The sequence below is a fragment of the Pseudomonas sp. NFR09 genome (assembly GCF_900111535.1).
GTDB classification, from domain to species: domain Bacteria; phylum Pseudomonadota; class Gammaproteobacteria; order Pseudomonadales; family Pseudomonadaceae; genus Aquipseudomonas; species Aquipseudomonas extremorientalis.
This window is the reverse complement of record NZ_FOIH01000004.1, coordinates 293,345-320,047: the sequence shown is the minus strand read 5'-3', so window position 1 is coordinate 320,047 and position 26,703 is coordinate 293,345. Positions and strand designations below refer to the sequence as shown.

The following is a 26,703-nucleotide window of genomic DNA, read 5'->3' as shown; positions in this document are numbered from 1 at the left end:
CGTATCAGCTGACCTTTTCACGTCTTTGGGCTTCGCCGTGATGAGGGGTCAGCTATGAGCATTACCAATGGTCTTTTAGCCTTGCTCGGCAAGGACATCTGCCAGGATGAGCGCGGCAGGGAGGCGCGGATGCATTTCTTCGGCAGTATTCCCCGCGCGGATGATGTTGCCGTCAGCCACGACGCAGACACCGTGCCCCTCAAGCCAAAAGTGGTGGCGCTGGTGTCGATCAATGGCGGCGTCGGCCGCAGTACCCTGGCCACTGCCTTGAGCAGTGGTCTGCAGCGTCAGGGCGAGTCCGTCGTGGCCCTGGACCTGGACCCGCAGAACGCCTTGCATCTTCACTTCGGCGTGAGTCCGGCGTTGCCGGGCATCGGGCGTACCAGTCTGGAACATGGGCCATGGAACCCGCTTCAACAGCTCAGCTTCGCCGGCTGCCAGGTAATCCCCTTTGGCGAAATCGACATCCCACAGCAGGAAAGCCTGGAGCGCTGGCTCAAGCAGGAGCCGCGCTGGCTGGCTCAACACCTGGCAGCCCTCGACTTGAGTGCGCGACAGACAGTGATCATCGACACACCCGCCGGTAACAACATCTACTTCCATCAAGCGCTGAGTGTCGCCGATGTGGTGCTGGTCATTGTGCAGGCAGACGCTGCATGCCTGGGCACCCTCGACCATCTGGATGCACTGCTTGCCCCGCACCTTGAAAGTGGACACGCGCCTCGCGTGCACGTGGTTATCAACCAAGTGGATGAAAGGAATGCTTTCTGCCTGGACATGATCGAGGCCTTTACCCAGAGGCTGGGGAAAGAGGCGCTGCAAGTGCATCGCGACATGCGGATCCATGAAGCGCTGGCTTTTGGTGACGACCCGGTGGAAAGCGCAGAGAAGGGCCTGGCGGGTGACGATATCAACGATCTTTGCCAACTGCTGAAGGCGCCAAACACCCGAGCATAAAGCGCTGGTTATACGCTTGACCCCAGATGCTTATGCACAATCGGTTGGATGCACCTGTCACCCAACAGCCATTTTGTGGAGCTGTTCTCATCACGCTGCAACTGCCTGTTTTGCGTGCATTTTATTTTGTGAACAAAAAATGACCAGTACGGCTTTTGGCCTGTAGCGCAGATGCCTACAGGCCCCGTAAAGAATCCATCAACAGAGTTATCCACAGGCTGCACTGCGACAATTTTGCCCTCTAATCGCGCTCGGCAAGCACCATCAAGTTGCGCGGCGTCAGTGCAGGATCGCAGAAGGTGCCTACGTCGACCTTGTAGCCATTCTCACCGAGAAACAACGCCCGATCCAGCACCAGCCAAACCTCAAGCGGGCGCCGAAACAGACCACGCACCAATTCCAGGTTTCTCACCTCAGCCAGGCGGCGCCAGCCGTGGGCCTCCAGCGCCGCCCAATACTGTTCACCTGTGGATAACCCTTTGAGGTTCGCCAGGTCCCGGCAGTAATCGGCGAAGGGCTTGTCCAGCCAACGGGCAGGCAGGGACGGTGTGGGCAGGTATTCGTCGAGGCCGCGCAGTTCGCGTTGCAGTTGGTCGAAACCCAGGCGCCGTGCCATGGACGTATCGCGTTGCAAGCGCACGCGTTTGCCAGCGGTGACGGTTTCGCTCAGCGGCAGGCCGAGGTCATCGATGGACAGTTGCAGGGTTGAAGCACGGCCTGCGTTGGACAGTGGCTGGTAGGTGTCGGCAGTGATGCGGTTGTAGCAGCACGGCGCCAGTGCCAGTTGCTTGCAGCCGACCGCGCTGGCCAGTTGCAGCAGGCGCACATGCAGGTCGCCACAGGCGTGCAGGGCGACGGGGGTGTGTTCGGCGTGGATCGCCACATCGGCCATCACATCTTGCAAGCGATGGGTGGCGGACAGGCCATGGTGATCGCTCAAGGCCTGGCCTGCCGCGATCAGTGCCGGGTCGTATTCCAGGCAGGTCAGGGCCTGATCGGCTTGCAACAGCCGGCGACCCAGGTGGCCCTTGCCTGAACACCATTCCAGCCAGTGTGTGGGGGCTTGCGCAAACTGCAGCGCACTGCCGAAGGCTTCAATCTGTTCCCACTTGCGGCCCGGAACATCGACGTTCAGGCGGTGACGAGCAGGAGCCAGAGGTTGCGTCGGTAACTTATCCACAGCACTGAGCGCGCGAGCGTGCGCGGCGAGTTGCGCAAAAGGCGCCGGTGCCGGCAGGTCATGGGGGTGGTTGTGACAGGTTTCGGCGTCGTCCAGCGAGCGTTGCCGCAGCCACTGGGCGAGTTCGGGGTGCTGGGTTTCCCAGGGCAAGTGCAGATGAGTAAAGGGCCGTGGTTTCCACAGCCCTTGGTGCTCGATCAGGAACGCATCCAGCGCCTGGAAGCGTGCCTCAACGTCCTTGGCAGGCATCGACGCGCAGCCAGCGTTCCAGCAGTTTGAAGGCGCGTACCAGCACGTAGGCCATCAACAGGTAGAACAGGCCCGCAGCGAAGAAAATCTCTACCGGCAAGTAGGTACGGGCAATGATGGTCCGTGCCATGCCGGTCAGTTCCAGCAGGGTAACGGTACTGGCCAGGGCGCTGGCCTTGAGCATCAGGATCACTTCGTTGCTGTACGCCGGCAGGCCGTTGCGCGAGGCACGCGGCAGGATGATGTAGAACAGCGTCTTCGGCCTGGACATGCCCAGGGCTCGTGCCGCTTCGATCTCGCCGGGCGGGATGGCCTGGATGGCGCCGCGCAGGATCTCGGCGATATAGGCGGCGGTGTGCAGGGTCATGGTGGCGGTGGCGCACCAGAACGGATCGCGCAGGTAGGGCCACATGAAGCTCTCGCGCACTGAATCGAACTGCGCCAGGCCGTAGTACACCAGGAACAACTGCACCAGGAGCGGCGTGCCACGGAAGAAGAAAATATAGGCGTAGGGCAGGGCGCTGACGTACCAGCGGCGCGAGGAACGGGCGATGCCCAGCGGGATCGCCAGCAGCAGGCCGGCGATCACCGCAATGGCCACCAGCTCCAGGGTCAGAATGGCGCCCTGGGCCAACTTGGGCAGCCACTTGATGATCACGGACCAGTTCAGGCCCAGGTCGAAATGCGCCAGCCAGCTGTAGTCGCCGCTCATTGGGTGCTCCTTGCAAAGCCGCGGGCGGCGCGTTTTTCCAGGAAGTGCATGCCGGTCATGGCCAGCACGGTGAGGGCCAGGTACATGAAGGCGGCGACCATGAAGAAGGTGAAGGGCTGCTTGGTGACAGTCACGCCGATCTGCGCATGGCGCATGATTTCTTCCAGGCCGATCACCGATACGAGGGCGGTGTCCTTCATAAGGATCATGAACAGGTTGCCCAGGCCCGGCAGGGCGATGCGCCACATCTGCGGCATGATCAGCCGGGTGAAGATCCGGAACTTCGACAGCCCCAAGGCTACACCCGCTTCACGGTGGCCCTTGGGAATGGCGAGGATCGCGCCACGGAACACTTCGGTCGCGTAGGCGCCAAAGCACAGGCCCAGGGCAATGACCCCGGCGGCGAAGGCACTCAGGGAAAGGTCGGGGTTGCCGAAGAACTCACCGAGGGCACGCATCAGGTTGACCGTGCCGAAGTAAATCAGCAGCACCCACAGCAATTCGGGAATGCCACGCACGATGGTCGAATACGCACCGCCCACCCATTGCAGCGGCTTGTACGGCGAAGTCTTGGCCAAGGCCCCGGCAAGGCCGAGCACCAACCCCAGGCACAGGGCCGTGAGCGCCAGTTTGACGGTCATCAGCGCGCCGGCGGCAAGCGCCGGGCCGAATCCGTAGAGATCGAAATTCATGGTGTTTTCATATCGCGGCAGGCATTGCAAAAAGCCGACGCGCTCAGGTGAGCGCGTCGGGCATACCGTTCAGATCATTCGATGCTGAAAGGGAAGTACTTGTCGTTGATCTTCTTGTAGGTGCCGTCTGCCTTGATCTCTGCCAGGGCTTTGTTCAGGCGCTCGCGCAGTGGGTCGCCCTTGCGTACGGCGATACCGATCTTGTCGCTTTCTACAACCGGGTCGCCCTTGAACTCGTAGGCCGAACCGTCTTTGCTCTTGAGCCATTCGTACTGCACGTACTTGTCGGCGAGGATGCCATCCAGGCGACCGGAGGTCAGGTCGAGGTAGGCGTTTTCCTGGGTGTCGTACAGCTTGGCTTCGGTTTCAGGCAGCTTGTCTTCCAGGTAGGTACCGGCCAGCGTCGCGCGTTGTGCACCGATGACCTTGCCTTTCAGGTACGCCGCGTCAGTCTTGAAGTCGGCGGTGGCTTTAGGCGCGATGAATTGCAGCTTGTTGGAGTAGTACGGGTCGGTGAAGTCGACGGCCTGCTTGCGCTCGTCGGTGATCGACAGCGAGGACACCAGGAAGTCGAACTTCTTGGCGTTCAGGGCCGGGATGATGCCGTCCCAGTCGGACACATACACTTCGCACTTCTCGACTTTCATCTTGGCGCACAGGGCGTCGCCGATGTCTTTGTCGAAGCCGACCACGTTGCCGCTCGCGTCTTTGTTGTTGAACGGCGGGTAGGCCGCTTCAATCCCCATTTTCAAGGTTTCTGCCATGGCCGTGGCGCTGAACGCCATCGAGACGGCCGCGGCCAGAAGGAATTTTTTATAGTTCTGCATGCATGTTGCTCCGTTAGCGGTTGCTGGACATGAATTGTTTGCAGCGCGCCGAAAGCGGGTTTTCAAACACCTGCTGTGGCGATCCTTGCTCTTCGACCAGGCCCTGGTGGAGGAACACCACTTCACTGGACACCTGACGGGCGAAGCCCATTTCATGGGTGACCAGCAGCATGGTGCGGCCTTCTTCGGCCAGCGCGCGGATCACATTAAGTACTTCCTGAACCATTTCCGGGTCAAGCGCGGAAGTGGGCTCGTCGAACAGGATGACCTTGGGCTGCATCGCCAGGGTGCGCGCAATGGCGGCCCGTTGTTGCTGGCCACCGGACAATTGCGCGGGGTAGGCGTGGCGCTTGTCGGCAATGCCGACCTTGTCCAGCAGCGCTTCGGCGACTTCGATGGCTTCGGCCTTGCTTTGGCCGAGCACGCGGCGCGGGGCCTCGATGATGTTGTCGAGGATGCTCATGTGCGGCCACAGGTTAAAGTTTTGAAACACAAAACCGATTTCGCTGCGCAGGCGGTTGATCTGCTTGCCGTCGGCGGCCATCAGTTCGCCGTTTTTCGCGGCCTTGAGCTTGAGTTCTTCGCCGGCCACCAGGATCTGGCCCTGGTGCGGGTTTTCCAGCAGGTTGATGCAGCGCAGGAAGGTGGACTTGCCGGAACCGGAGGAACCCAGGATCGAGATCACATCGCCGTCGCGAGCGGTCAGCGAGATACCTTTGAGTACCTCCAGCTCACCATAGCGTTTATGCAAGTTGCGGATTTCAAGCGCGGGCGTGGCCTCGGCCATGTGGGGTCCTCATTGTGTTCGTTGCAATCCTGCTGTTGGGCCGCCTTCCTGGCGAGGCGCCAAGCTAGCATAGCGTCCTGATGGCAGCCAACAGCGCGGCCGGCGGTAAACCGATGGTGTGCGGCGGGGTGTCGCATCGGCACAGCAGCGTGTCGCGCCATCAACAACCGAACAACCGTTTGAACCCGGAAAACCGCAGGCTTTGCGTAAAAAAGGGCGCGATGGTGCCAGCTTTGGCCGGGTGTTGGAAGGGTTAACCGGGCAAACGGTGCTTATCAGCCCTTTTATGGAGCGTCACGTACTTTTTGTGTGTGTTTATGGTGCGTTTATTCGTCTTGAATGTGAGTCGCACGGTAACGCTATAGCGGAATGCCATTGTTCTCAATGACTTGCGATGGTTGTTGAATCGTCCTACAGCCCACGTCAATCGTGGCTCTGTAACATTTTGGCGCAAATCTTGCGTAAAAAATAAAGAACGCCCTGTTGGTTTCTTTTCACGAGAAAGATCCCGGGCCGGGTGGACCGTTTTCGCAATTCCTCGCAAAGGTGTGTCAATGAGTAGTACGCAAAGCTCCAATGACCTCGAACAGGGGCTAAAACCGCGTCACGTCACTATGCTGTCGATTGCCGGCGTCATCGGTGCCGGTCTGTTTGTCGGCTCCGGCCACGCGATTGCTGCCGCCGGCCCGGCCGTACTGCTGGCGTATGCCGCAGCGGGCACGCTGGTGGTATTGGTGATGCGCATGCTGGCCGAAATGGCCGTGGCGTCGCCGGACACCGGTTCGTTCTCCACTTATGCCGACCGTGCGATTGGCCATTGGGCCGGCTTTACCATCGGCTGGTTGTACTGGTGGTTCTGGGTCTTGGTGATTCCGTTGGAAGCCAACGCCGCCGCGACCATCCTGCATGCCTGGTTCCCGGATGTGGCTATCTGGGCCTTTACTCTGATCATCACCCTGCTGCTGACGGCGACCAACCTGTTCAGCGTGAAGAACTACGGCGAGTTCGAGTTCTGGTTCGCGTTGATCAAGGTCGTGGCGATCGTAGGCTTCGTGATCCTTGGCCTGGCCGCGATTTTCGGTTTCCTGCCGACCAGCCAGGTCAGCGGTGTTTCCCATCTGTTCGATACCCAGGGCTTTATGCCAAACGGCATGGGCGCCGTACTGGCTGCGATCCTGACCACCATGTTCTCGTTCATGGGGACCGAGATCGTCACCATCGCCGCCGCTGAATCGAAGAACCCAGGCCAGCAAATCACCAAGGCCACCAACTCGGTGATCTGGCGGATTGGTTTGTTCTACCTGCTGTCGATCTTCATCGTGGTGTCCCTGGTGCCTTGGAACGATCCGACCCTGGCGGCCGTGGGTTCCTACCAGACCGTGCTGGAACGCATGGGTATCCCGAATGCCAAGCTGATCGTCGACCTGGTGGTACTGGTGGCCGTGACCAGTTGCTTGAACTCGGCGCTGTATACCGCTTCGCGCATGCTGTTCTCCCTGGGGCGTCGCGGTGATGCACCGGCTGTTGCCAAGCGTACCAACAAGAGCGGCACGCCTTACTGGGCGGTATTGTTGTCCACCGGTGCGGCGTTCCTGGCGGTCTTCGCCAACTACGTGGCCCCGGCGGCGGTGTTCGAGTTCCTGCTGGCCAGCTCCGGCGCCATCGCGCTGCTGGTGTACCTGGTGATCGCAGTATCGCAACTGCGCATGCGCCAGAAGCGCACGGCGGCGGGCGAGAAGATTGTCTTCAAGATGTGGCTGTTCCCTGGCCTGACCTACGCGGTGATGGTGTTCATCGTGGGCACGTTGACCATCATGCTGTTCCAGGAAGCGCATCGGGTCGAGATCATTGCGACCGGTGTGCTGAGCTTGCTGGTAGTAGCGGCGGGCCTGATGGTGGCGAGTCGCCGCAAGGCGCAGCGAGTGGGCGCTGCGGTACTTAGCTGACCCAATGTGGGAGGGGCAGGCCCCTCCCACTTTGTTTTCGCGTCAGGCTTCTGGGGTGATCAGCGCCTGAGACGCCGCGACGTAATCCGCCTGGAACTGCGGCGACTCGATCCACGCCAATGCAGCCGCCTCATCATCGGTATCCGTCGCCCACTGTCGATACTCGATCAGCGCCGCCAGGATGAAATCGGTGGCTTGCTCTTCACCTTCCTGCTCCAGCACCAGCGCCAACAACGGGTGCGCCAGGAATGCCGTGCACAACGCCTGCTGGCTGGTTTCGCCTGCAGTGCGCATCTCGACAAACATCTCCGTCAAATCCACCGACTCCAAGTCAATGCGGCTGTCATCGCCGGCAAACGCATCCGGTTTGGTCGCGACGGCGCGCTGGGTGCGGTTCTGCTTGGCCTTGGCCTTTGCCCGGTGGGCGCGTTTTTGCTGCTTGTTCGGCGAGGCCATGGGGTTGGCGTCCTAGGGTTCTGGATCGGGGGGAGTATTGAAGCGCAGGTTGGGGGAAATCCCAAGGGTATCTGCCGCCAATTGACCGTTTTGAAGCCACGCCAATGCAATCGGCCACAACCGGTCCTGATATTCGCTGCGGAAAAAGGCGAAATGCCCGACCTGGTTTTCACCGATATCTTCCGGCGCTATGCGCAGGTGCGTACGCTCGCTGCCGTCAAAATAACCCAGCAACCGCTCGATGGCCGCCACGGTGCCGAAGGGGTCATCCGTGATGCTGATTGCCAGTATCTGCGCTTTCACGCGGCTGAAGGGCAGGTTGCCCAGCGCTCGACCGCTGGGGCGTGTTTCATACCGGGGCGTCGGCATGCTCCAGTCGCGCACTACGCCGGCTGGCGTATCTTCCAGCCAGCCCAGGCGCTTGCCGGGGAAGTATCCGCACAGTGCCGTCAGCAGCGGCATTACCACATGCCACTTGGCAAACATGCGCCAGCGCCCGCTTGGTGCGTAATCGCGCCAGTAGGCGAACTGTGCGCCCACCGTGACGATCCGTCGAATAACAGCACCCGACGCCGCGAGTCCTGCCGCGCAACCGCCAAAGCTGTGGGCGACTACGTCAATCGGCTGCCCTGGGAACTCCCGTTGCGCACGCGTGAGCATCGCCTCGAAATCCAGCACGCCCCAATCCGACCACGAGGCCTTGAAGTGGCGCAGCGAGCCGTTGCGGGATTCGCCGATGCCACGGTAGTCGTAGGTGATGACATCGAAGCCGTTGGCGAACAGGTAGTCGGCGAAGCGAGCGTAGTGGCGGCAGCGTACGGAGGTGGCGGCGTTGATGATCACCACCGGGCGTGCGGGGTCGGTCCTGATATGGCGCCAGGCGAAGCCGCCCAGGATATGGCCGTCGGCGGCGGGTTCCTTGAAGGGTTCGCTGTGATCGCGTGCAGGCGGGACTGGAGGCAATTGTAAAGAGGCGTCGTTCAAATTCATTGGTTTCTCGACCTTGATCGGTTTCTTGTTTTTCTAGAAACAATTGCTCAGTTTGCCAGCACTTGCGCTGTCATTTGGTGGTTTATCAAATGACGGATTGGATCGCCTGCTTATGTCGCTCGACCTGGAGCTGGTATATACATAACCTTGCGCTCTTTCGATTCGACTAGACCACCTTATGACCCGCGATACCCTTGAACACAACCAGATTCCGATCTACCTCGTCACTGTGTTTCTGGCCGTCGTTCTCGGTCTGCTTCCCCTTTCATTCGCCCACGATCTCAGCGCACTGGTCACCCCCGCCATCGCCGTGCTGATGTACGCGATGTTCCTGCAAATACCGTTTTTGGACCTGCGCCAAGGCTTGGGTAACAAGCGCTTCCTGTCGGCATTGCTGCTGGCCAACTTCATCCTGGTGCCCTTGCTGGTATGGGCGCTGACCCAAAGCCTGGTCGGGCGCCCGGCGTTGCTGGTGGGGGCGTTGCTGGTGTTGCTGACGCCTTGCATCGACTACGTGGTGGTGTTTACGCATATCGGCAAGGGCGACTCACGGCTGATGCTGGCGGCGACGCCGGTGCTGTTGCTGCTGCAGTTGGCGCTGTTGCCGTTGTACTTGGGGTTGATGCTGGGGCCGCAGTCTGAGGTCGTGGTGGAGGCGGGACCATTTGTCGAAGCATTCCTGTTGTTGATTGTGATGCCGATGATTCTGGCAGTGCTCACGACTTCCCTGGCGCGGCGATCATCTGTCGTCAACGCGTGGAGCAGCGCCTGGGCGTGGCTGCCCGTGCCGGCGATGGCGCTGGTGTTGTTTGTGGTGATCGGTTCGCAAATCACTTCCGTGGTGCGGGATATCAACCTGCTGTTGCCGGTGATTCCGGTGTATATCGGCTTTCTGCTGTTGGCACCGTTGATGGGTGCGCTGGCGTCGCGGCTGTTTGCGCTCCCGGCCGCAACGGCGCGGGCGGTAACATTCAGTGCATCGACACGCAATTCGTTGGTGGTGCTGCCCTTGGCGCTGGCCCTTCCCGACGATGTGCGCGGGTTGGCGGCGACGGCGGTGATCCTGCAAACCCTGGTCGAACTGGTCGGGGAGTTGATTTACGTGCGGCTGATCCCGAAGTGGGTGTGGCCCGCAGGTCGGTAGGCGCACAAATCTTCCAGTCTGTTCAGGCGCTATTCAGCAGGGCGGTCGGCACCATAAGTCAGCGCCCCTTACCTGACAGGTCAACCGATGGATCACCGCAACCGTTTTCGCCTGGAATCCTCAGGGATTTTCCTCTTCGCTCTATTGTTGTTCACCCTGGGCATCTGGGATCAACAGCCCCAAGGGTTTGATGGGCGATGGGCGCTGTTCCTGCAAGAGATGTTTCGCCATGGCGTGAGCTTTTTCCCGACCACCTATGGCCTGCCCTACGCGGATTATCCCGGCACCGCGACCTTCTTCAGTTATGTATTTGCCAGGCTGTTCGGTGCGCCCAACCATCTGGCGAATATCCTGCCGACCGCCCTGGCTTCTGCTGGCGTAGTCGCGGTGATCTATCGCTTGCTGGTGCCTGCGAGCCGGCCGTGGGCACTGCTCACGGTGCTGCTGACGTTGCTCACCACCCAACTGCTCGAAAAGTCCCGCTCGGTATGCCTGGACCAGATGGTGGCGTTGCTCTGTGTAGGCAGTTTCTACCTGCTGCACAGCGGCGGACGCTGGAGGCGGCTTGCGGTGTTCCCGCTGTTTGTCCTGGGTTTTGCGATACGCGGGCCATTGGGGTTGATCGAGGTCTGTGGTGTGGTGTGTGTGTATTGGGCGCTGGCCAAGCCTGGCGAGCGTGTGAAACAGGTGCTGATTCACGGCATCGTCGGCGTGGTGCTGCTGGCAGCCTGTTGGTGGCTGCTGGTGAAGCTGGCGCGCATCAGTGGGGGCGACGCGTTTGCCGATGAGGTGTTCAAGATGCAGGTCGGCGGGCGCCTGGATGAAACCGGAGAGCCGTTCTACTTCTATTTCCAGCTGAGTCTGTACCGCTATTTTCCGGTGGTGCCATTGGCGCTCGCCACGATGATTGCCGTGCGTCATCGCTGGCCCGAGCGGTTTGAGGGCGACATGCAACTGGTCGCGCGGCTGGGTGCCTGCGGCTTGATGATCTTGCTCGGGCTGTCGATACCGCACTTCAAGCGCGCTTATTACATCCTGCCCATGGTGCCGATGTTCGCGGCTGTCGCGGCCTATGGGCTGCTCCAGGCGCAAGGCTGGCTCACGGGCGTGCGCCGCTGCTACGAAGCGCTTGTCGTCGCGCTGCCGGCGTTGTGCGTGGTTGCGATCTTTGTGTGTCGGCATGGCTGGCAAAAGCACGGTTACTGGCCGGCGGTTTCACTGCCGCTGCTGATTGGCGGGCTGGTGGTGCTGCAGGTGGCGGCGCTGATCGCCTGGCATCGGGGAGGGCGGTTGGTGTGGCTCAGCCTGATCGCGTTGATGGCGCAGTGGGTGGTGTTGGTCACTGTGGTGGAGCCCTCCAAGGATATGCAGTTCGATACCCGGAAGTTTGTCGGCCAGGTGGAGGCGTTGCGTGCCGCGCAGCCGGGGCCGCTGGTGTTTATCAATCTCGGCCGAGACACTTGGGCGGTGCGCTACATGATGAACCTGGACCATGATGAGCAACCGATCTTTATCGAAGGCAGCGAAATAGAGCGACTGGGGACTTTGCCTCGACCCGCCTGGGCAATTGTGTCGCGCAAGGAAACCGCGTTGCTGCAAGGAACGCCTCTGGAGAAGCAGACGCCAAGGTTTGAAGGGCGGCTGAACGACAATCCGCTGATGGTGTTCTTGTTGAAGTAATAGAGGTCGTTCGTTTCGGGGTGGCGCAGGCCGCCCCTGGACAACGCAATAAACGACAGACAACAAAAAACCCGCACTAGGCGGGTTTTTGTGTGTTTCAAATGACGTTTGCACCACTTGAAACTGAATAGTGGTGCCCAGAGACGGAATCGAACCGCCGACACGGGGATTTTCAATCCCCTGCTCTACCGACTGAGCTATCTGGGCAACGGGGCGCATTAAACGGGTTTTTCAGGGGGTCGTCAAGCAAGTTTTCGAAAAATATTTAATTATTACCGTCGCTTACGTGCCGGCCCCGGTTTTTGATCAATTATTGAGCAGGCGGCACGTAGCCGTCGGCCTTGGCGTATTCCTCGCCGGAAAAGAACTTGTCCATCTCGCCCGCCAGGTATTTGCGATCTTCGGCGTTCATCATGTTCAGGCGTTTTTCGTTGATCAGCAGGGTCTGGTGTTTCAACCAGTCGCCCCAGGCTTTGGCCGAGACATGTTCGAAAATGTCCTGGCCCTTGGCGCCTGGATACGGAGGGCGTTCCAGGCCGGGCAATTCTTCTTTGTACTTGCGGCACATGATGGTGCGGGTCATGACGACACTCCTGCATTCAATACGTCGGCCGCGCGTTTCAGTAGTTTTTTTACCGGGGCGGCAAGGCCCAGGCGCGGCGGGGTGGCGAGGTTATACCAGAGCCAGTCGGCCTCGGCCACGTGATGGGCGGTTTCCTCGACCTGGATCAACCAGGGTTCGATGGCGAGCTGGAAGTGGCTGAAGGTGTGGATCAACCCCGGCAGCGCCTGTTGGTTGCCCAGTTCCAGCGCATGCTGGTGGGCCAGGTGTTCCAGGTCTTGCAGGTCATCCAGCTCCGGCAAACTCCACAGGCCGCCCCACAGCCCGGTGGAAGGGCGACGGTAAAGCAGGATCGCGCCGTCGGCATTCGCCAGCATCGGCATCAGCGTGCGCTTTTGCGGGATGGTCTTGCGCGGCTTGGGGATCGGATAGCGCGTCTCCAGGCCGAGCATGTGGGCTTCGCAATGTTTTTCCAGCGGGCACAGCAGGCAGCTGGGTTTGCTGCGGGTGCAGAGGGTGGCGCCCATGTCCATCATCGCCTGGGTGTAGGCGTTGACGCGGGTCTGGGGCGTGAAGCGCTCTGCGGTGGCCCACAGCTGCTTGGCCACCTTGGGTTCGCCGGGGTAGCCCTCCTGTGCGGTAAACCGCGCCAGCACACGCTTGACGTTGCCGTCGAGGATCGGCGCACGCAGGCCCATGCTCAGGCTGGCAATCGCGCCGGCGGTGGACAGGCCGATACCGGGCAGCTCGGTGAGCTTTTCGACATCCCTGGGAAACTCGCCACCGTACTCGGCCACGACAATCTTCGCGGTCTTTTGCAGGTTGCGCGCCCGGGTGTAGTAACCCAGGCCGGTCCACAGGTGCAGCACTTCATCTTCCGGCGCGGCGGCCAAGGCTTCGACCGTTGGCAATGACGCCATGAAGCGGTCGAAGTAATTGAGCACCGTGCTGACCTGGGTCTGCTGCAGCATGATCTCCGAGACCCACACCCGATAAGGCGTGATGCCCTGTTGCCAGGGCAGGTCATGGCGACCGTGGCGGTCGTACCAATTGAGCACGGCCTCTGAAAACTGCTCGTTTCTCATCGCTTGAACAGGCCCTTCAATGCATCTTTCAACTGCGGGTTCACCTTGTCGAGCTTCTCTTCCAGCTTGTCGCTGAGCTTGTTGCCGGCCGCCTTGATGGCGACCTGGGTCAAGCCGTCCTTGTCCAGGCGGCAGGCCTTGGCGCCCAGCTCCAGCGGGCCACGGCAGCGCAGCGGCACTTCGATGCCCTGGAAGTTGGAGCCGACCTGGCAGGCAGGGTCCGGCGTTTCGCGCTGGTCGCCCTCGACAATGATGCCGACGCGGTAGTCCATGCCCAGCACGCGCAAGTCCACATCACCGTTACCGTTGACGGTCAGGCCCGGGATGCGCACTTTCAGGTCCGGGTTGCTGGCTACACCGTTACGCAAGGTCAGGTTGCCTTTCAGCTCCTGGAACGGCGTGTCCTTGCCTGGCGGCGTGCTGCTCAGCGTCTTGCGGTTGAGCAGGGCAATGCCGGTGCACAGTTGTTGCTCAAGGTTGGCGTTGAGCAGCACGCCGTTGTTGATCACGAAACTGGCGGTGCCGTTGAGGCTGTCGATCAGGGCTTTCTGGCTGTTGCCGCGGCCTGTGAGGTTGCTGTCCAGGGTGATCTGGCCTTTTACCGGCGGGTTCTGCCCCTGGGCCTGCAGGATGCGCTCGACCGGCACCTGCTTGATCCGGCTCTGCAACGCCAGCACCGGAATATCCTGGCGCACATCGAGGCTGCCGTTGGCCTGGAAGGTGCCGTTGTAGAGACCGCCGCTCAAGGTGTCGAGCTTGAGTTGGCCGTCGAGGCCGGACGCTTTGAGCGCCGCATTCTGGATCGGCAATTTGCTCAGGGTCAGTTGACCGAAGGCGAGGTCGGCATCCACGTCCAGCGTGCGCAGGCGCGTCAATGGCAGCAGCTTGTCGGTGCTCCAGGCGCCCTTGGTCGGGGCGTCGGGCAATGGCGTGGTGCCGCCGGCGGCCATGGCACCGGCTTCGCTGTTCTGCACCTCGGCCTGGCGTGCGGCGCTTGCACCCTTGGCGGATTCGGACTTGGCCGGCAGGTAGTTGTCGGCGTTGAATGTATCGCCCTTGAGCTGCACACGCAGCGACTGTTTGGCGAAATCGTCCACCGCCAGGCGACCGGTGAAGGTGCTGCCGTCGAGTTTCAGGTTCAGGTCTTCCAGCGCCAGGCTGGTCGGGGTGCCCTTGAGGCGGCTGACCAGTTCGACCTTGCTCAGGCTGCCCTCGGCGATCGGTGGCAGGGGGTGGCCGACGCTGTCGAGGAACTTGGCCAGGTCGAACTGGGCAATGGACAGGGCGCCGCTGAGCTGCGGGGTCTTGTCCAGGTCGTTGACCTTAAGCTCGCCCAAGGCGCGCAACTGGTTGGCCGAGAGCTTCAGGTTGGTCCATTCGGCGATATTGGCCGCCTGGTCCACCAGCAGTTGGCCCTGGGTGGAGAAGGTCACGGTCTTGCCTTGCAGCGGTTCGCCCGTGGCTTCGCCGGTGATCTTCATGTCTTCCAGCTGATAACGCTTGAGGGCGCGCTGGATGCGCAGGTTGCCGTTGAGTTCGGTCTTGACGCGCATCACCGGCTGGTTGGTGCCGAAGAAGGCAGTGAGCTTCACCGGAATACTGGCGCCTTCGTGCACGGCGCCGGCGCTCAGCTGGATGCTTTCGGCGCTGAACTGCTTGCCGGTCTGCTCGTCGTTGTATTCGATGCGGGCGTTGTTGATGGTCAGGCTGTCGATGTCCAGCCGGATAGGTTTCGAGGGTTTCTCCGGCTCGGGCTCGGCGGCCTGTTCCGCGGCAGCGGGTGCGCTGGCGCTCGGCTCATTGGCGCTCTTGCCGATGTCTTCCCAATCGCCATGGCCTTGTTTGTCGCGGTTCAGGCGCAGGTTGAGGCCTTCGACACGCACATCGCTCATCTGCACTTCACGACGCAGCAGCGGTAAAACCCGTACCGACAGGCCGAGCATCTGCAAGTCGGCGAACGGTTTGGTCGGGTTGGTCAGGGTCGCCACGCTGGCTTCGTGCAGTTCCAGCCCGAGCCAGGGGAACAGGCTCCAGCCGATATCGCCATTGAGCGTCAGCTCGATGTGGGCCTTGTCGCGGGCAATCTGGCGGATCTCATCTTTATAGTCGTTGGGATCGAAGAGGTGGGTCAGGGCAAAGCCCAGGGCCACAATGATCAGCAACAGCCCGAGAAGTACCAGACCCAGGATTTTGCCGAACGCTTTCATGGGCGAGTCCTTGTATGTCGATTTCAAAATTTAGCCGCAGAGTATAACGCCCGACGGCCTGCGTCAGTGCCCCGATCGTTACATTGTATCCAGGGGCCGGGAAACGGGTTTTTGACGTCAAACAAAGCAGATTTCCTGAAAAAGGTGATGGCAGTTTGGTTTTTCTGTCATCCACAGATGCTAATCTCTGCATGTTCGTCCGCCTTCTGCGACTTAACGTCGCGCCTAAAACGGAGCTTCACTCAACAAAACGGCCGCGCTTTGCGTGCAAGGCCGAGGGAGAGAGCGCCTGACGGACACATACTAACAACTGGGGGAAACACCAATGAGCACTAGCACTGCGGCAGCTTCATCTGCCGCGCAGCCTGCGTTCCTGTCCAAGGAACGCATTATCGCCAAGCCCGGCTTCAACCGCTGGCTGGTTCCGCCGGCCGCCTTGGCCATCCACCTGTGCATCGGCATGGCCTATGGGTTCTCGGTGTTCTGGCTGCCACTGTCCAAAGCGCTGGGTATCACCAAACCGGTCGCCTGCGCGCCGGACATGAGCTTTATCGCTCAAGTCTTTTCGTCCCAATGCGACTGGCCCATCTCCATGCTGGGCTGGATCTACACGCTGTTCTTCATCTTCCTGGGCTGCTCGGCAGCGATCTGGGGCGGCTGGCTGGAACATGCCGGGCCACGCAAGGCGGGCGTTGTTTCGGCGCTGTGCTGGTGTGGCGGCCTGTTGATTTCGGCGTTGGGGATCTATACCCACCAGATCTGGCTGATGTGGATCGGCTCCGGGGTCATTGGCGGTATCGGCCTGGGCCTGGGCTATATCTCGCCCGTGTCGACCCTGATCAAGTGGTTCCCGGACAAGCGCGGGATGGCCACCGGCATGGCGATCATGGGCTTCGGCGGTGGCGCGATGGTGGGTGCCCCGTTGGCAGCGGCATTGATGGGTCACTTTGCTACGCCCACCAGCGTGGGCGTGTGGCAGAGCTTCCTGGTGATGGCCGCGATCTACTTCGTGTTCATGATCGGTGGCGCCTTGTCCTACCGCGTCCCGCCGACCGGCTGGAAGCCTGAAGGCTGGACCGCGCCGGCGAAAAAAGCCAGCAATGCAATGATCACCCACCGTCACGTACACGTGAACGTGGCGTGGAAAACCCCGCAATTCCGCCTGGTATGGCTGGTGCTGTGCCTGAACGTGTCCGCCGGTATCGGCATCCTCGGCATGGCTTCGCCCCTGCTGCAGGAAGTGTTCGGCGGCAAGTTGCTGGGTGTGGATGTGCCATTCGGCCAGCTGGACGCCGGTCAACTGGCCTCCATCGCCGCCATTGCGGCGGGCTTCACTGGCCTGTTGAGCCTGTTCAACATCGGTGGCCGGTTCTTCTGGGCGTCGTTCTCCGACTACCTGGGCCGTAAAAACACCTACTTCGTGTTCTTCGCCCTGGGCTTTGCCCTGTACGCGCTAATCCCGAACCTGGGGCACCTGGGCAACGTGGCGCTGTTCGTGGCGGCGTTCTGCATCATCCTGTCGATGTACGGTGGTGGTTTTGCGACCGTCCCGGCCTACCTGGCCGACCTGTTCGGTACGCAAATGGTCGGCGCGATCCACGGTCGCCTGTTGACCGCCTGGGCGGCGGCTGGCGTGTTGGGCCCGGTGTTGGTGAACTACCTGCGTGAGTATCAACTGAGCATCGGCGTTGAACGCGCTGCGGCCTATGACATCACCTTGTACATCCTCGCTGGCCTGCTGGTGCTGGGCTTTATCTGCAACCTGCTGGTCCGTCCGGTGGCGGACAAGTACTTCATGACCGACGCCGAACTGGCCGCCGAACAGGCGCTGGGCCATGACAAAGGCGCGGATGCCACCACTTCCCTGGAGTGGAAAGCAGCCCCGGGCACCGTGCCATTGGCGATCGCTGCCTGGCTGGTGGTGGGTATTCCGTTGGCGTGGGGTGTGTGGGTGACCCTGCAGAAGACGGCTGTCCTGTTCCACTGATGCAATACCTGTAGGGACCCGCTTTTTGTGGCGAGCGGGCTTGCCCCGCGTCGGGTCGCGAAGCGACCCCCAATGAGACCGACGCGTTTTTTCAGTCAAAACGCGTCGGTAAGTTTTGGGGCTGCTTCGCAGCCCAACGCGGGGCAAGCCCGCTCGCCACATAAGCGGGTACCCACATGTATACACATGTCTATCCCCGACATTCCTCGCTCCAACTCGTCAGTCTTATCCCCTCCGATGTTTCTGTTTGGCGCCCGCGCCCCTATAATGGCTGCCTTTTTCGCCCAATGATTTTGCGGAGCTGGTGATGGCCGAACGTAAGGCGTCCGTCGAGCGCGACACTCTGGAAACCCAGATCAAAGCCTCGATCAACCTGGATGGCACCGGAAAGGCCCGATTTGATATCGGTGTACCTTTTCTTGAGCACATGCTGGACCAGATCGCCCGTCACGGGCTGATCGACCTGGATATCGTCAGCAAGGGCGACCTGCATATCGACGACCACCACACGGTGGAAGACGTCGGTATCACCCTCGGCCAGGCGTTTGCCAAGGCCATCGGCGACAAGAAAGGCATCCGTCGCTACGGCCATGCCTATGTCCCGCTGGACGAAGCGCTGTCGCGTGTGGTCATCGACTTCTCCGGCCGTCCAGGCCTGCAGATGCACGTGCCCTACACCCGCGCCACCGTGGGCGGCTTCGACGTCGACCTGTTCCAGGAGTTCTTCCAGGGTTTCGTCAACCACGCGCTTGTCAGCCTGCACATCGACAACCTGCGCGGCACCAACACCCACCACCAGATCGAAACCGTGTTCAAGGCTTTCGGCCGCGCCCTGCGCATGGCTGTGGAGCTGGATGAGCGCATGGCCGGGCAAATGCCTTCGACCAAGGGCGTCCTGTAATGCAGACGGTCGCGGTTATCGATTACGGCATGGGTAACCTGCACTCGGTGGCCAAGGCCCTCGAGCATGTAGGGGCCGGCAAGGTACTGATCACCAGCGATGCCAACGTGATTCGCGAAGCCGATCGCGTGGTGTTTCCCGGCGTCGGCGCGATTCGCGATTGCATGGCCGAGATTCGCCGCCTGGGCTTTGACAGCCTGGTGCGCGAAGTCAGCCAGGACCGTCCCTTCCTCGGCATCTGCGTGGGCATGCAAGCCTTGCTCGACCGCAGTGAAGAGAATGAGGGCGTCGACTGCATCGGCCTGTTCCCTGGGCAAGTGAAGTTCTTCGGCAAAGACCTGCATGAAGACGGCGCTCACCTGAAAGTCCCGCACATGGGCTGGAACGAAGTCAGCCAGGCGGTGGATCACCCGCTGTGGCACGACATTCCGGACATGGCGCGCTTCTACTTCGTGCACAGCTACTACATTGCCGCCGGTAAGCCGGGCCAGGTGGTGGGTGGCGGGCACTACGGCGTCGACTTCGCCGCTGCACTGGCCGAAGGCTCGCGGTTTGCCGTGCAGTTCCACCCGGAGAAGAGCCATACCCATGGCCTGCAATTGCTGCAGAACTTCGCCGCCTGGGACGGGCGCTGGTAATGGCCAGGAAGCCGAAGCAGCCGGTCTTGAACCTCACGCCTGAACAGGAGAGTGAGGCTACCCTCAAGATCAAGCGTTTCATGGAAGATCGCTTCGAGCTCAAGCTGGGGTCGTTCGAGGTCGCCGAGATCCTCGAACTGTTCACCACCGAAGTGGCTCCGCACTATTACAACAGGGCGATTTTCGACGCGCAGACGCTCCTTAAAGAAAGGTTCGAAAGCATCGAAAGCGACCTGTGGTCGCTTGAGAAACCCTGATTTCCCAAGCATTGCTGAATATCGAATAAGGTTTGCCAGATGCTGATTATCCCCGCTATCGATCTCAAGGACGGTGCCTGCGTACGTCTGCGCCAAGGCCGCATGGAAGACTCCACCGTGTTCTCCGATGACCCGGTGAGCATGGCCGCCAAATGGGTGGAAGGGGGCTGCCGTCGTCTGCATCTGGTGGACTTGAACGGCGCCTTCGAAGGCCAGCCGGTGAACGGTGAAGTGGTCACCGCCATTGCCAAGCGTTACCCGAACCTGCCGATCCAGATCGGTGGCGGTATCCGCTCCCTGGAAACCATCGAGCACTACGTCAAGGCCGGCGTGAGCTACGTGATCATCGGCACCAAGGCGGTGAAAGACCCGGCGTTCGTCGCCGAAGCCTGCCGCGCGTTCCCGGGCAAATTGATCGTGGGCCTGGACGCCAAGGACGGTTTCGTCGCCACCGACGGCTGGGCTGAAATCAGCACGGTGCAGGTGATAGACCTGGCCAGGCAGTTTGAAGCCGACGGCGTCTCCGCCATCGTTTATACCGACATCGCCAAAGACGGCATGATGCAGGGCTGCAACGTGCCATTCACCGCTGCGCTGGCGGCCGCCACGAAGATCCCGGTGATCGCTTCCGGCGGCATCCACAACCTGGGCGACATCAAGTCGCTGCTGGACGCCAAGGCGCCCGGCATCATCGGCGCCATCACCGGCCGTGCGATCTACGAAGGGACCCTGGACGTCGCTGAAGCCCAGGCTTACTGCGATGCCTACAACGGCTGAGGACTGACCATGGCGCTGGCCAAACGCATCATCCCTTGCCTGGACGTCGACAACGGTCGCGTGGTCAAGGGCGTCAAGTTCGAGAACATCCGCGACGCCGGTGACCCGGTGGAAATTGCCCGCCGCTACGATGAGCAAGGTGCCGACGAGATTACCTTTCTCGACATCACCGCCAGTGTCGACGGCCGCGATACCACGTTGCATACCGTCGAGCGCATGGCCAGCCAGGTCTTCATCCCGCTGACCGTGGGCGGTGGCGTGCGCACTGTGCAAGACATCCGCAACCTGCTCAATGCCGGCGCGGACAAGGTTTCGATCAACACGGCGGCGGTGTTCAACCCGGAGTTCGTGGGCGAGGCCGCACAGCACTTCGGCTCGCAATGTATCGTGGTCGCCATCGACGCCAAGAAAGTCTCCGGCCCGGGCGAAACCCCGCGCTGGGAGATCTTCACCCACGGCGGTCGCAAGCCGACCGGCCTGGACGCGGTGGAGTGGGCGATGAAGATGGAAGGCCTGGGTGCCGGTGAAATCCTGCTGACCAGCATGGACCAGGACGGCATGAAAAACGGCTTCGACCTGGGCGTGACCCGGGCCATCAGCGATGCGCTGGGCATCCCGGTGATCGCTTCCGGCGGCGTCGGCAACCTGCAGCACCTGGCCGACGGCGTGATCGAAGGCCACGCCAGCGCGGTACTGGCGGCGAGTATTTTCCACTTTGGCGAATACACCGTTCCCGAGGCCAAGGCCTACATGGCGGCGCGCGGTATCGTCGTTCGCTAAACGCTGCTGGACACCATGGCAGGCCAGAGGCACTCTCTGCGCTTGCCATGGATTCCGGTAACTTTCATGTTCAAGCACCTGCTGCTCGCCCTTGCCAGTACGTCCCTCCTGTTGACCGTTCCGGCCCGCGCCGAGGAACCGTCCGACGCCTCCCTGGTGTTGCTGACGGAAAACTTCCCGCCCTACAACATGGCGAAAAACGGCAAGAACTTCGCCAAGGACGAGAACATCGAAGGCATCGCCGTGGACATCGTGCGCGAAACCTTCAAGCGTGCGGGCATTTCCTACAATCTCACCCTGCGTTTCCCCTGGGAGCGCATCTACAAGCTCGCCCTGGAGAAACCAGGCTACGGCGTGTTCGTGATGGCGCGCCTGCCGGACCGGGAGGCGCTGTTCAAATGGGTCGGCCCCATCGGTCCGGACGATTGGGTGCTGTTGGCCAAGGCCGACAGCAAGATCCAGCTGAACGACCTTGAGCACGCGCGCCGCTACAGGATCGGTGCCTACAAGGGCGATGCCATCGCCGAGACCCTGGAAAAGCAGGGACTCAACCCGGTCGTCGTGCTGCGCGACCAGGACAACGCGCAAAAGCTGCTGGATGGCCAGATCGACCTGTGGGCCACCGGCGACCCCGCCGGGCGTTATCTGGCGCGCCAGATCGGGGTCTCCGGGCTCAAGACAATCCTGCGTTTCAACAGCGCCGAACTGTACCTGGCGCTCAACAAGCAGGTGCCGGATGAAGTAGTGAGCAGGCTTCAAGCGGCGTTGGATCAGTTACGAGACGAGGGGGTCGTGGCTGACATCATGGGGCGTTACCTCTAGTGGCGGCTCCTTTGCGGGCACGGGCTGCGGGCGCTCGGCCTCTACGGAATCGGTGGTATTTGCCTCACTGAAATACACCTGCTCGGTATTGGTGTAGGTCACTGATGTTGCCAGGGGGCTGGCATCCCTGCGCAGCAATGTGTACTCGCTTTCGACCACATAGGCTGCCACGGTCTTGTGGGCCGGGACATATGCAGCGATGTCGGTGGTTTGCGGGGCGGTCCAGCCTTTGGACGAAACGCTCGAGTGAGTGAATGCACTGCCCAGCCTTACCGAGCTTTTCGGGTTGGTTCTGAGAGAATGGCCTGTCCATGCCTCGGTCATGTCGACACCCGTGGCCCACTTGAGGAAGTTGGCTGCGAAACCGGGCGAGCCTTTGGTAATCGTCCATTTGAAGGTCTGGCTGGTGGTCGTTGGGTTGCGCGCCACATCGACCAGTACGTACTTGTCGCGTCTTTGCAGCCTGTAGAAGGGGGACCGCAAGGGTTGCTCGTCGGCTGGCAGCTCCGGGTCGGAGACTAGAAACCAGGGGAGTTGGCAGACATGCAAGGACTCTTCGGCGTCCAGGGTTGAAGGTTGCCCGTCTGCAGACGGTGCGGGCGGGGCCGGGAGCTCGTGCCCCGCCACCTCGGTCAGGGGGATATGCAAGGCATGCGCTAACCCGGGCGCTTCCGGCTTTGCATAGCCCCGCACCCCGAAAAATGTCCCTGGTGCCAGGTAAGCCTCTCCAGGATGAGCGGTCGGCGGCATGACGTCCCAGGCACTGAAGTCGATTTGGCCGCGACTGCCTTTGTCATTCCAGATGTGATCGGCAACGTAAGCCGGCACGGCCAGGTCAGCCCGCACACAGCGCACGGTGTTCAGCGAAGGCCGTTGATAGCCCACGCCGCATACGGTACCCAGGGCCACATAGCCATCAGGCGGGACCGGCTGCCAGATGGAAATATCAGCGTTGGCGCCTGTGCCGCGACTGTTCCAGACTTCTATGAAGTCTTTCGGTTGGCGAAGTGCGGTGCCGTTGGTTTTGTTGGCTTCGCTGACAACAACGACGGTCTTGCGATGATTCAAATTGTCATGGCTCGGGTGAGCGACATCTCCCAATGAGGAGAACGAGATCAAGTGATCGGCACTGGTGCTCGGGCGCCAAAAGCTGGCCGACTTTTTGGCGCCCGAGCCTTGGTCGTTCCAGAGTGGGGTGAACTCCGAAGTGAAGTTGATCAGCAGGTCTTTGACTTGGATGGGTTCCATGGGGGTACTCCTTGTGGATGGAATGGTTCTGTCTCTCGATGTGGTCGAGCCGGACCGGTTAGCGGGGTTTGAGCAAGTCCACGCGCAGTGCTGAGGGTTGGTCAGCCTGGTCGTAGGCGTAGGTGCAGATCTTGTAGGGTCTGTCCCGAACGGTGATCAGCCGTGCGTACTGCTCTGTTCGCGTGCTGGGGGAGTCATTGAGCGTGGAAAATATCTCGATAGGTTCGTCCTCCTCCTCCTCCACGGGAGGGGGCGGAAAGGCCAGGTAATCGACTGGCCTGAGGCAATCGGTCGTGGTGGCCGGGCCGAACTTGTAGGAGTAGCGATGCATGAATGGCGGCGCGAGCTTCCAGATCACGGTGTAGGCCGCCAGCCCCTGTTTATCCAGGCTGATGCTCAAGTTCGGCGTGCGTGCCGGCCCGGGTTCGGCCAGTTCCACCGCCAGGGTCAGGGCATTTTTCATCATGCCGTTGGTCGCCTGTTGTTCCTCGGAATCCAAGCCGACGATACACAGCATGTGCATACCGGTTTCCGGTCCGATGGCGTCATTCACGTACGCGTCCTGCGCCTTGATCGGGGTGCTGTAAAGCTCCGGTTTTTCGCAATCAATGGCGCGCCGAGTGGTTTTGTAGCGATAGAGCGCAGTGTTGGTCGTGAAGGAAAGGTTCCAGCGCGGCACGATATCCTTGTGTGTGCCGTCGGGTCGCTTGACGAAGTATTGCTGGATGGGGTCCGGGTGCCGAAAGGAAATGGTGGTGGTCGGGAAGAGTTCGCAGTGTTCACTGTCGGCTTTCAGAACGCCTTCGACAAAGCACCGGTTGAGGAACGTCACCGGGCTGCCGTAGTTCGTTTCGGAGTGCCAGGTGGGCATACCGTTGTTGACCTCGCAGGGCGCGTCCCTTTGGCATTTGCGTTCTTCGGTCTGGCCTGAAGTGCTGGTGCTGAGAATGCCGAAGAGCGTATTAGTCGCCCGCTCCAGCAGTGGCCCGCCGAAGCCGCCGCGGCCGATACCCTGGCATTGGTTTTTCATGGTCACCCGCCACACGAACGGCTGTTCCACCAGTTCGCGCGAGGCTTGCTGCGCGCAGGCGGAGAGATGCAGGGTGTCCCATTCCGGTGCAGCCAGCGCGAGGATATCGACCCCGTCGGCGGGGACCGCTTCGGCCAGTTTCAAAGGGGCGATGCCTGCCTTCAGCAAATCGGCAAGCGAAGCTTTCAGCTCGACGATCGCCAGGTCCACTCCCTGGCTACTGCTCCATTTCAGGGTTTTCAACGGAAAGGTCTTGAGGCTCTCCAGCGTGTCGTCGAAGTAGTTGAAGCTGATGTTGCCTTTGATATCCAGGTCTTTTTGTACCCCGCCGTTATGGCGATGAAGGCAGTGGCTGCTGGTGAGCACATAGGCCGGGCCGGACTTGCCTGCGTCGTCGCGGGTGTCCAGTAGGGAGGCGGTGCAGAGGGCCTGGGCTTCATTGCGGATGCGACCGACGCCAGTCCAATGGGCGTGCTGATGCTGCGCATTGGCGAGCATTCTGGGCGGGCTGGCGTTGGCAAGGCCTTCACCATAGTCCCTTGGTGCCGCGATAAGCAGGTTGGAAAGGCTGCAGAGCAGCAGCCCCGAAATCAAGTGGTGGAGCGTGTTCATGGCATGTCCTGAAAGAGTGAGCGCAAGGTTCGACTATTCAGGAATGTCAGCTGGGCAGTACGGTAGCTATCTAGTACTTGCCATTCTTGCCATGGCCGGCCATTGCCTGGTTACTGCGCACGCTGATCATCAACTTGATATCGATCCACTCCACGCCCTGGGCCTTGAGCTTGGGCAGCTCGCGCTCCAGCACCGCCAGGGTTTGCGGGTAGGGATGGCCGATCATCACCGCCGAACCCTGTTTGTGCGCCAGTTTGATTGCGCTCTGCAGCTGCGTGGTGATTGCCGCTTCGGTGCGTTCGTCGTCCAGGAACACGTCCCGCGAGACGCTGGCCAGGCCGATCTTCTGCGCCTCGGCGGCGGCGACTGTCTTGGCGCTGGTGCGGCTGTCGACAAAGAATTTGTTGCGCCGTTGCAGTTCGCCCATCAACCAGGCCATGGCCTCGGGCTGCGCGGTCATGCGGCTGCCCATGTGGTTGTTGATGCCCGCGGTGTAGGGCACTGCCTTGAAGGCAGCGTCCAGGCGCCTGCCGAGTTCCTCGATGGGCAACTCCGGGTGCCAGGCGAACGGGCCGGTGGCCGGGTCCATGGGCATGTGCAGGATCACGATCTTGCCGGCCTTGTGGGCTTCGCGGGCGAATTCGGCGGCATGGGGCGTGTCGGGCATGATCGCCGTGGTCACCGGCCCGGGCAGGGCCAGCACGCGACGATCCCTGGGCAGATTTTGCCCGAGGTCGTCGATGATAAGGGTCAGGTAGGCTTTGTTGGGCTCGTTGGCCGGGGTCGCATGGGCGACTCCGGCCAGGCTGCACAGCACGGCGATGATCAGGGCAAAACGCATATCAACGGCTGCGCGTAATGCTCAAGCCCTTGAGCAGGCTCAGCGCCTGGGCCAGTTGGTAGTCATCGTCCTGTGGCATCGGCTTGGCTTTCTTGCCGCTGCCGCTGCCGGTGGGCTGGTCGGCGCCGCCGTTGCCATTGCCCAGATGGCCTTGCAGGTCCGCTTCTTTGTAGTACTCGCTGTCGATCTCGTTGGTGATCTTGGCTTTGCGCACCTCGATGTCGGGCACGATGCCCTGGGCCTGGATCGAGCGACCATTTGGCGTGTAGTACAGCGCCGTGGTGATCTTCAGCGCACGTTCGTTGTTCAGCGGCAACACGGTTTGCACCGAGCCTTTGCCGAAACTGGTGGTACCCATCAGCACGCCGCGCTTCTGGTCTTGCAGGGCGCCGGCGACGATCTCCGACGCCGAGGCGCTGCCGCCGTTGATCAGCACGGCCAACGGGACGTTTTCGCTGAGGTCGTTGCCCGTTGCCGAGAAGCGCAGTTCGGAGTTGGCAATGCGGCCCTTGGTGTACACGATCAGGCCCTTGGTGATGAAGTGGTCGACCACTTCCACTGCCGACTGCAGCACGCCGCCCGGGTTGTTGCGCAGGTCGAGCACGATACCGCTGAGCTTCTTGCCGTTGTCCTTGCGCAGCTTGGCCAGGGCCTTGGCCACTTCGTCGCCGGTCTTGACCTGGAATTGGGTGATGCGGATGTAGCCGTAGCCCGACTCCAGCAGCTGGCTCTTCACGCTCTTGACCACAATGGTCGCCCGGGTCAGCGTCACGTCGAACGGGTTGCCGCCGTCGCGTACCAGGGTCAGGGTGATTTTCTGGCCGATCTTGCCGCGCATCTTGTCGACGGCTTCAGTCATGGTCTGGCCACGGGTCGGCTGGCCGTTGATCTTGACGATGAAGTCGCCGGCCTGGATGCCGGCCTTGGACGCCGGGGTGTCGTCGATCGGCGAGACGACCTTGATGTTGCCGTCTTCGGAGCCGACTTCGATGCCCAGGCCGCCGAATTCGCCGCTGGTGCTTTCCTGCAGCTCGGCAAAATCTTCCGGTCCCAGGTAGGCGGAGTGCGGGTCGAGGTTGCTGAGCATGCCCTTGATGGCATTTTCCAGCAGGGTCTTGTCGTCTACAGGTTCGACATAAGCGGCCTTGATCCGGTCCATGACCTCGGCAAAGGTGCGCAGCTCGTCCAGCGGCAGCGGCGCCTTGGTGGTCGCGGCCGTGCTGGCCGGGGCAGCCTGGTCGGCGGATGCCAGAGGCGCGCCGATCACCAGGGCGATCGTCAGGGCCAGCGAAGTGAGGCGGGACAAATGCAGCATGTCGAACGAACTCCTAATGTA

25 protein-coding genes and 1 tRNA gene are annotated in these 26,703 nt (G+C 61.2%); 11 read left to right on the top strand and 15 right to left on the bottom strand.

The window, feature by feature from the left end:
* Nucleotides 1–54 precede the first annotated feature (54 nt).
* Complete coding sequence (bcsQ, locus tag BMX59_RS11825) at nt 55–957, top strand: cellulose biosynthesis protein BcsQ (RefSeq protein WP_093121510.1); 903 nt, start codon at nt 55–57, stop codon at nt 955–957.
* 241 nt (nt 958–1,198) lie between these two features.
* Here the strand turns inward: bcsQ and BMX59_RS11820 are convergent, their stop codons facing one another.
* From BMX59_RS11820 to BMX59_RS11800, 5 genes are all read right to left on the bottom strand, one after another.
* Nucleotides 1,199–2,386 carry a methyltransferase gene (locus BMX59_RS11820; RefSeq protein ID WP_093121505.1) on the bottom strand — a complete coding sequence of 396 codons (1,188 nt, stop codon included), beginning with the start codon at nt 2,384–2,386 and terminating at the stop codon, nt 1,199–1,201.
* Nucleotides 2,367–3,056 carry an ABC transporter permease gene (locus BMX59_RS11815; RefSeq protein WP_093121945.1) on the bottom strand — a complete coding sequence of 230 codons (690 nt, stop codon included), beginning with the start codon at nt 3,054–3,056 and terminating at the stop codon, nt 2,367–2,369. The genes BMX59_RS11820 and BMX59_RS11815 overlap by 20 nt, the downstream gene beginning before the upstream one ends.
* Before the next feature lie 38 nt (nt 3,057–3,094).
* Entirely contained in the window at nt 3,095–3,790 is a 696-nt protein-coding gene (locus tag BMX59_RS11810) for an ABC transporter permease (RefSeq protein WP_093121501.1), read from the bottom strand.
* 74 nt (nt 3,791–3,864) lie between these two features.
* Entirely contained in the window at nt 3,865–4,617 is a 753-nt protein-coding gene (locus BMX59_RS11805; protein WP_071492436.1) for an ABC transporter substrate-binding protein, read from the bottom strand.
* A 13-nt stretch (nt 4,618–4,630) separates the two neighbouring features.
* Nucleotides 4,631–5,404 (bottom strand): ABC transporter ATP-binding protein, encoded by a 774-nt coding sequence (locus BMX59_RS11800; protein WP_012721734.1) that lies wholly within the window; start codon nt 5,402–5,404, stop codon nt 4,631–4,633.
* Between the two features lie 554 nt (nt 5,405–5,958).
* Between BMX59_RS11800 and gabP the strand changes: the two genes are divergently transcribed.
* Nucleotides 5,959–7,350, top strand: a complete 1,392-nt coding sequence (gabP, locus tag BMX59_RS11795; protein WP_093121497.1) for a GABA permease — start codon at nt 5,959–5,961, stop codon at nt 7,348–7,350.
* 42 nt (nt 7,351–7,392) lie between these two features.
* Here gabP and BMX59_RS11790 read toward each other — a convergent pair whose 3' ends face one another.
* Both BMX59_RS11790 and BMX59_RS11785 read right to left on the bottom strand, forming a co-directional pair.
* Nucleotides 7,393–7,806 carry a hypothetical protein gene (locus BMX59_RS11790; protein ID WP_071492434.1) on the bottom strand — a complete coding sequence of 138 codons (414 nt, stop codon included), beginning with the start codon at nt 7,804–7,806 and terminating at the stop codon, nt 7,393–7,395.
* Between the two features lie 12 nt (nt 7,807–7,818).
* Nucleotides 7,819–8,796, bottom strand: coding sequence for an alpha/beta hydrolase family protein (locus BMX59_RS11785; protein ID WP_093121493.1), 978 nt, complete (start codon nt 8,794–8,796; stop codon nt 7,819–7,821).
* 178 nt (nt 8,797–8,974) lie between these two features.
* On the opposite strand from BMX59_RS11785, the gene BMX59_RS11780 reads away from it, so the two are divergent.
* Both BMX59_RS11780 and BMX59_RS11775 read left to right on the top strand, forming a co-directional pair.
* Nucleotides 8,975–9,940, top strand: coding sequence for an arsenic resistance protein (locus BMX59_RS11780; RefSeq protein WP_093121489.1), 966 nt, complete (start codon nt 8,975–8,977; stop codon nt 9,938–9,940).
* An 87-nt stretch (nt 9,941–10,027) separates the two neighbouring features.
* Entirely contained in the window at nt 10,028–11,620 is a 1,593-nt protein-coding gene (locus BMX59_RS11775; protein ID WP_093121485.1) for an ArnT family glycosyltransferase, read from the top strand.
* A 131-nt stretch (nt 11,621–11,751) separates the two neighbouring features.
* Here the strand turns inward: BMX59_RS11775 and BMX59_RS11770 are convergent.
* From BMX59_RS11770 to BMX59_RS11755, 4 genes are all read right to left on the bottom strand, one after another.
* Nucleotides 11,752–11,827: transfer RNA gene (locus tag BMX59_RS11770), tRNA-Phe, on the bottom strand.
* Nucleotides 11,828–11,930: 103 nt separating this feature from the next.
* The gene (locus tag BMX59_RS11765; RefSeq protein WP_028615361.1) at nt 11,931–12,203 is read right to left on the bottom strand and encodes an oxidative damage protection protein; all 273 of its coding nucleotides are present in this window, start codon (nt 12,201–12,203) and stop codon (nt 11,931–11,933) included.
* Nucleotides 12,200–13,267 (bottom strand): A/G-specific adenine glycosylase, encoded by a 1,068-nt coding sequence (gene mutY, locus BMX59_RS11760; RefSeq protein WP_093121482.1) that lies wholly within the window; start codon nt 13,265–13,267, stop codon nt 12,200–12,202. The genes BMX59_RS11765 and mutY overlap by 4 nt, the downstream gene beginning before the upstream one ends.
* Nucleotides 13,264–15,474: an AsmA family protein gene (locus tag BMX59_RS11755; protein WP_093121478.1), complete on the bottom strand. Its 2,211-nt coding sequence runs from the start codon at nt 15,472–15,474 to the stop codon at nt 13,264–13,266. Before BMX59_RS11755 ends, mutY begins: the two co-directional genes overlap by 4 nt.
* 325 nt (nt 15,475–15,799) lie before the next feature.
* On the opposite strand from BMX59_RS11755, the gene BMX59_RS11750 reads away from it, so the two are divergent.
* The 7 genes from BMX59_RS11750 (at nt 15,800) to BMX59_RS11720 (ending at nt 21,636) form a co-directional block, all read left to right on the top strand.
* A complete protein-coding gene (locus BMX59_RS11750; RefSeq protein WP_071492428.1) occupies nt 15,800–17,461 on the top strand; it encodes an OFA family MFS transporter in 1,662 nt (553 codons plus the stop codon).
* A gap of 307 nt (nt 17,462–17,768) precedes the next feature.
* Nucleotides 17,769–18,362 (top strand): imidazoleglycerol-phosphate dehydratase HisB, encoded by a 594-nt coding sequence (hisB, locus tag BMX59_RS11745; protein WP_017849940.1) that lies wholly within the window; start codon nt 17,769–17,771, stop codon nt 18,360–18,362.
* Complete coding sequence (gene hisH, locus BMX59_RS11740; RefSeq protein WP_071492427.1) at nt 18,362–19,000, top strand: imidazole glycerol phosphate synthase subunit HisH; 639 nt, start codon at nt 18,362–18,364, stop codon at nt 18,998–19,000. The genes hisB and hisH overlap by 1 nt, the downstream gene beginning before the upstream one ends.
* Nucleotides 19,000–19,257, top strand: a complete 258-nt coding sequence (locus BMX59_RS11735; RefSeq protein ID WP_071492426.1) for a DUF2164 domain-containing protein — start codon at nt 19,000–19,002, stop codon at nt 19,255–19,257. The genes hisH and BMX59_RS11735 overlap by 1 nt, the downstream gene beginning before the upstream one ends.
* A 39-nt stretch (nt 19,258–19,296) precedes the next feature.
* Nucleotides 19,297–20,034, top strand: a complete 738-nt coding sequence (gene hisA, locus BMX59_RS11730; RefSeq protein WP_093121475.1) for a 1-(5-phosphoribosyl)-5-[(5-phosphoribosylamino)methylideneamino]imidazole-4-carboxamide isomerase — start codon at nt 19,297–19,299, stop codon at nt 20,032–20,034.
* 9 nt (nt 20,035–20,043) lie between these two features.
* The gene (hisF, locus tag BMX59_RS11725) at nt 20,044–20,814 is read left to right on the top strand and encodes an imidazole glycerol phosphate synthase subunit HisF (protein ID WP_003171107.1); all 771 of its coding nucleotides are present in this window, start codon (nt 20,044–20,046) and stop codon (nt 20,812–20,814) included.
* A gap of 66 nt (nt 20,815–20,880) precedes the next feature.
* Entirely contained in the window at nt 20,881–21,636 is a 756-nt protein-coding gene (locus BMX59_RS11720; protein WP_092246272.1) for a substrate-binding periplasmic protein, read from the top strand.
* On the opposite strand, the gene BMX59_RS11715 is transcribed toward BMX59_RS11720, so the two are convergent.
* The 4 genes from BMX59_RS11715 to BMX59_RS11700 form a co-directional block, all read right to left on the bottom strand.
* Nucleotides 21,589–22,884, bottom strand: coding sequence for a Vps62-related protein (locus BMX59_RS11715; protein WP_093121470.1), 1,296 nt, complete (start codon nt 22,882–22,884; stop codon nt 21,589–21,591). The two genes, BMX59_RS11720 and BMX59_RS11715, sit on opposite strands and share 48 nt — an antisense overlap.
* A 58-nt stretch (nt 22,885–22,942) precedes the next feature.
* Nucleotides 22,943–24,526, bottom strand: a complete 1,584-nt coding sequence (locus tag BMX59_RS11710) for a trypsin-like serine protease (protein WP_093121466.1) — start codon at nt 24,524–24,526, stop codon at nt 22,943–22,945.
* A gap of 70 nt (nt 24,527–24,596) precedes the next feature.
* Entirely contained in the window at nt 24,597–25,367 is a 771-nt protein-coding gene (locus tag BMX59_RS11705; RefSeq protein WP_092246280.1) for a divergent polysaccharide deacetylase family protein, read from the bottom strand.
* Nucleotide 25,368: 1 nt separating this feature from the next.
* Nucleotides 25,369–26,682: a S41 family peptidase gene (locus tag BMX59_RS11700; RefSeq protein WP_093121460.1), complete on the bottom strand. Its 1,314-nt coding sequence runs from the start codon at nt 26,680–26,682 to the stop codon at nt 25,369–25,371.
* Nucleotides 26,683–26,703: the final 21 nt, after the last annotated feature.

What these genes read in the sequence shown, in the direction of transcription:
- bcsQ (WP_093121510.1), top strand. Translation starts at nt 55, where the DNA reads ATGAGCATTACCAATGGTCTTTTAGCCTTGCTCGGCAAGGACATCTGC.
- BMX59_RS11710 (WP_093121466.1), bottom strand. Translation starts at nt 24,526, where the DNA reads ATGAACACGCTCCACCACTTGATTTCGGGGCTGCTGCTCTGCAGCCTT.
- BMX59_RS11720 (WP_092246272.1), top strand. Translation starts at nt 20,881, where the DNA reads ATGTTCAAGCACCTGCTGCTCGCCCTTGCCAGTACGTCCCTCCTGTTG.
- BMX59_RS11700 (WP_093121460.1), bottom strand. Translation starts at nt 26,682, where the DNA reads ATGCTGCATTTGTCCCGCCTCACTTCGCTGGCCCTGACGATCGCCCTG.
- BMX59_RS11765 (WP_028615361.1), bottom strand. Translation starts at nt 12,203, where the DNA reads ATGACCCGCACCATCATGTGCCGCAAGTACAAAGAAGAATTGCCCGGC.
- BMX59_RS11735 (WP_071492426.1), top strand. Translation starts at nt 19,000, where the DNA reads ATGGCCAGGAAGCCGAAGCAGCCGGTCTTGAACCTCACGCCTGAACAG.
- hisB (WP_017849940.1), top strand. Translation starts at nt 17,769, where the DNA reads ATGGCCGAACGTAAGGCGTCCGTCGAGCGCGACACTCTGGAAACCCAG.
- hisH (WP_071492427.1), top strand. Translation starts at nt 18,362, where the DNA reads ATGCAGACGGTCGCGGTTATCGATTACGGCATGGGTAACCTGCACTCG.
- BMX59_RS11705 (WP_092246280.1), bottom strand. Translation starts at nt 25,367, where the DNA reads ATGCGTTTTGCCCTGATCATCGCCGTGCTGTGCAGCCTGGCCGGAGTC.
- BMX59_RS11790 (WP_071492434.1), bottom strand. Translation starts at nt 7,806, where the DNA reads ATGGCCTCGCCGAACAAGCAGCAAAAACGCGCCCACCGGGCAAAGGCC.
- gabP (WP_093121497.1), top strand. Translation starts at nt 5,959, where the DNA reads ATGAGTAGTACGCAAAGCTCCAATGACCTCGAACAGGGGCTAAAACCG.
- BMX59_RS11820 (WP_093121505.1), bottom strand. Translation starts at nt 2,386, where the DNA reads ATGCCTGCCAAGGACGTTGAGGCACGCTTCCAGGCGCTGGATGCGTTC.
- hisA (WP_093121475.1), top strand. Translation starts at nt 19,297, where the DNA reads ATGCTGATTATCCCCGCTATCGATCTCAAGGACGGTGCCTGCGTACGT.
- BMX59_RS11785 (WP_093121493.1), bottom strand. Translation starts at nt 8,796, where the DNA reads ATGAATTTGAACGACGCCTCTTTACAATTGCCTCCAGTCCCGCCTGCA.
- hisF (WP_003171107.1), top strand. Translation starts at nt 20,044, where the DNA reads ATGGCGCTGGCCAAACGCATCATCCCTTGCCTGGACGTCGACAACGGT.
- BMX59_RS11750 (WP_071492428.1), top strand. Translation starts at nt 15,800, where the DNA reads ATGAGCACTAGCACTGCGGCAGCTTCATCTGCCGCGCAGCCTGCGTTC.
- mutY (WP_093121482.1), bottom strand. Translation starts at nt 13,267, where the DNA reads ATGAGAAACGAGCAGTTTTCAGAGGCCGTGCTCAATTGGTACGACCGC.
- BMX59_RS11780 (WP_093121489.1), top strand. Translation starts at nt 8,975, where the DNA reads ATGACCCGCGATACCCTTGAACACAACCAGATTCCGATCTACCTCGTC.
- BMX59_RS11810 (WP_093121501.1), bottom strand. Translation starts at nt 3,790, where the DNA reads ATGAATTTCGATCTCTACGGATTCGGCCCGGCGCTTGCCGCCGGCGCG.
- BMX59_RS11805 (WP_071492436.1), bottom strand. Translation starts at nt 4,617, where the DNA reads ATGCAGAACTATAAAAAATTCCTTCTGGCCGCGGCCGTCTCGATGGCG.
- BMX59_RS11755 (WP_093121478.1), bottom strand. Translation starts at nt 15,474, where the DNA reads ATGAAAGCGTTCGGCAAAATCCTGGGTCTGGTACTTCTCGGGCTGTTG.
- BMX59_RS11800 (WP_012721734.1), bottom strand. Translation starts at nt 5,404, where the DNA reads ATGGCCGAGGCCACGCCCGCGCTTGAAATCCGCAACTTGCATAAACGC.
- BMX59_RS11715 (WP_093121470.1), bottom strand. Translation starts at nt 22,884, where the DNA reads ATGGAACCCATCCAAGTCAAAGACCTGCTGATCAACTTCACTTCGGAG.
- BMX59_RS11775 (WP_093121485.1), top strand. Translation starts at nt 10,028, where the DNA reads ATGGATCACCGCAACCGTTTTCGCCTGGAATCCTCAGGGATTTTCCTC.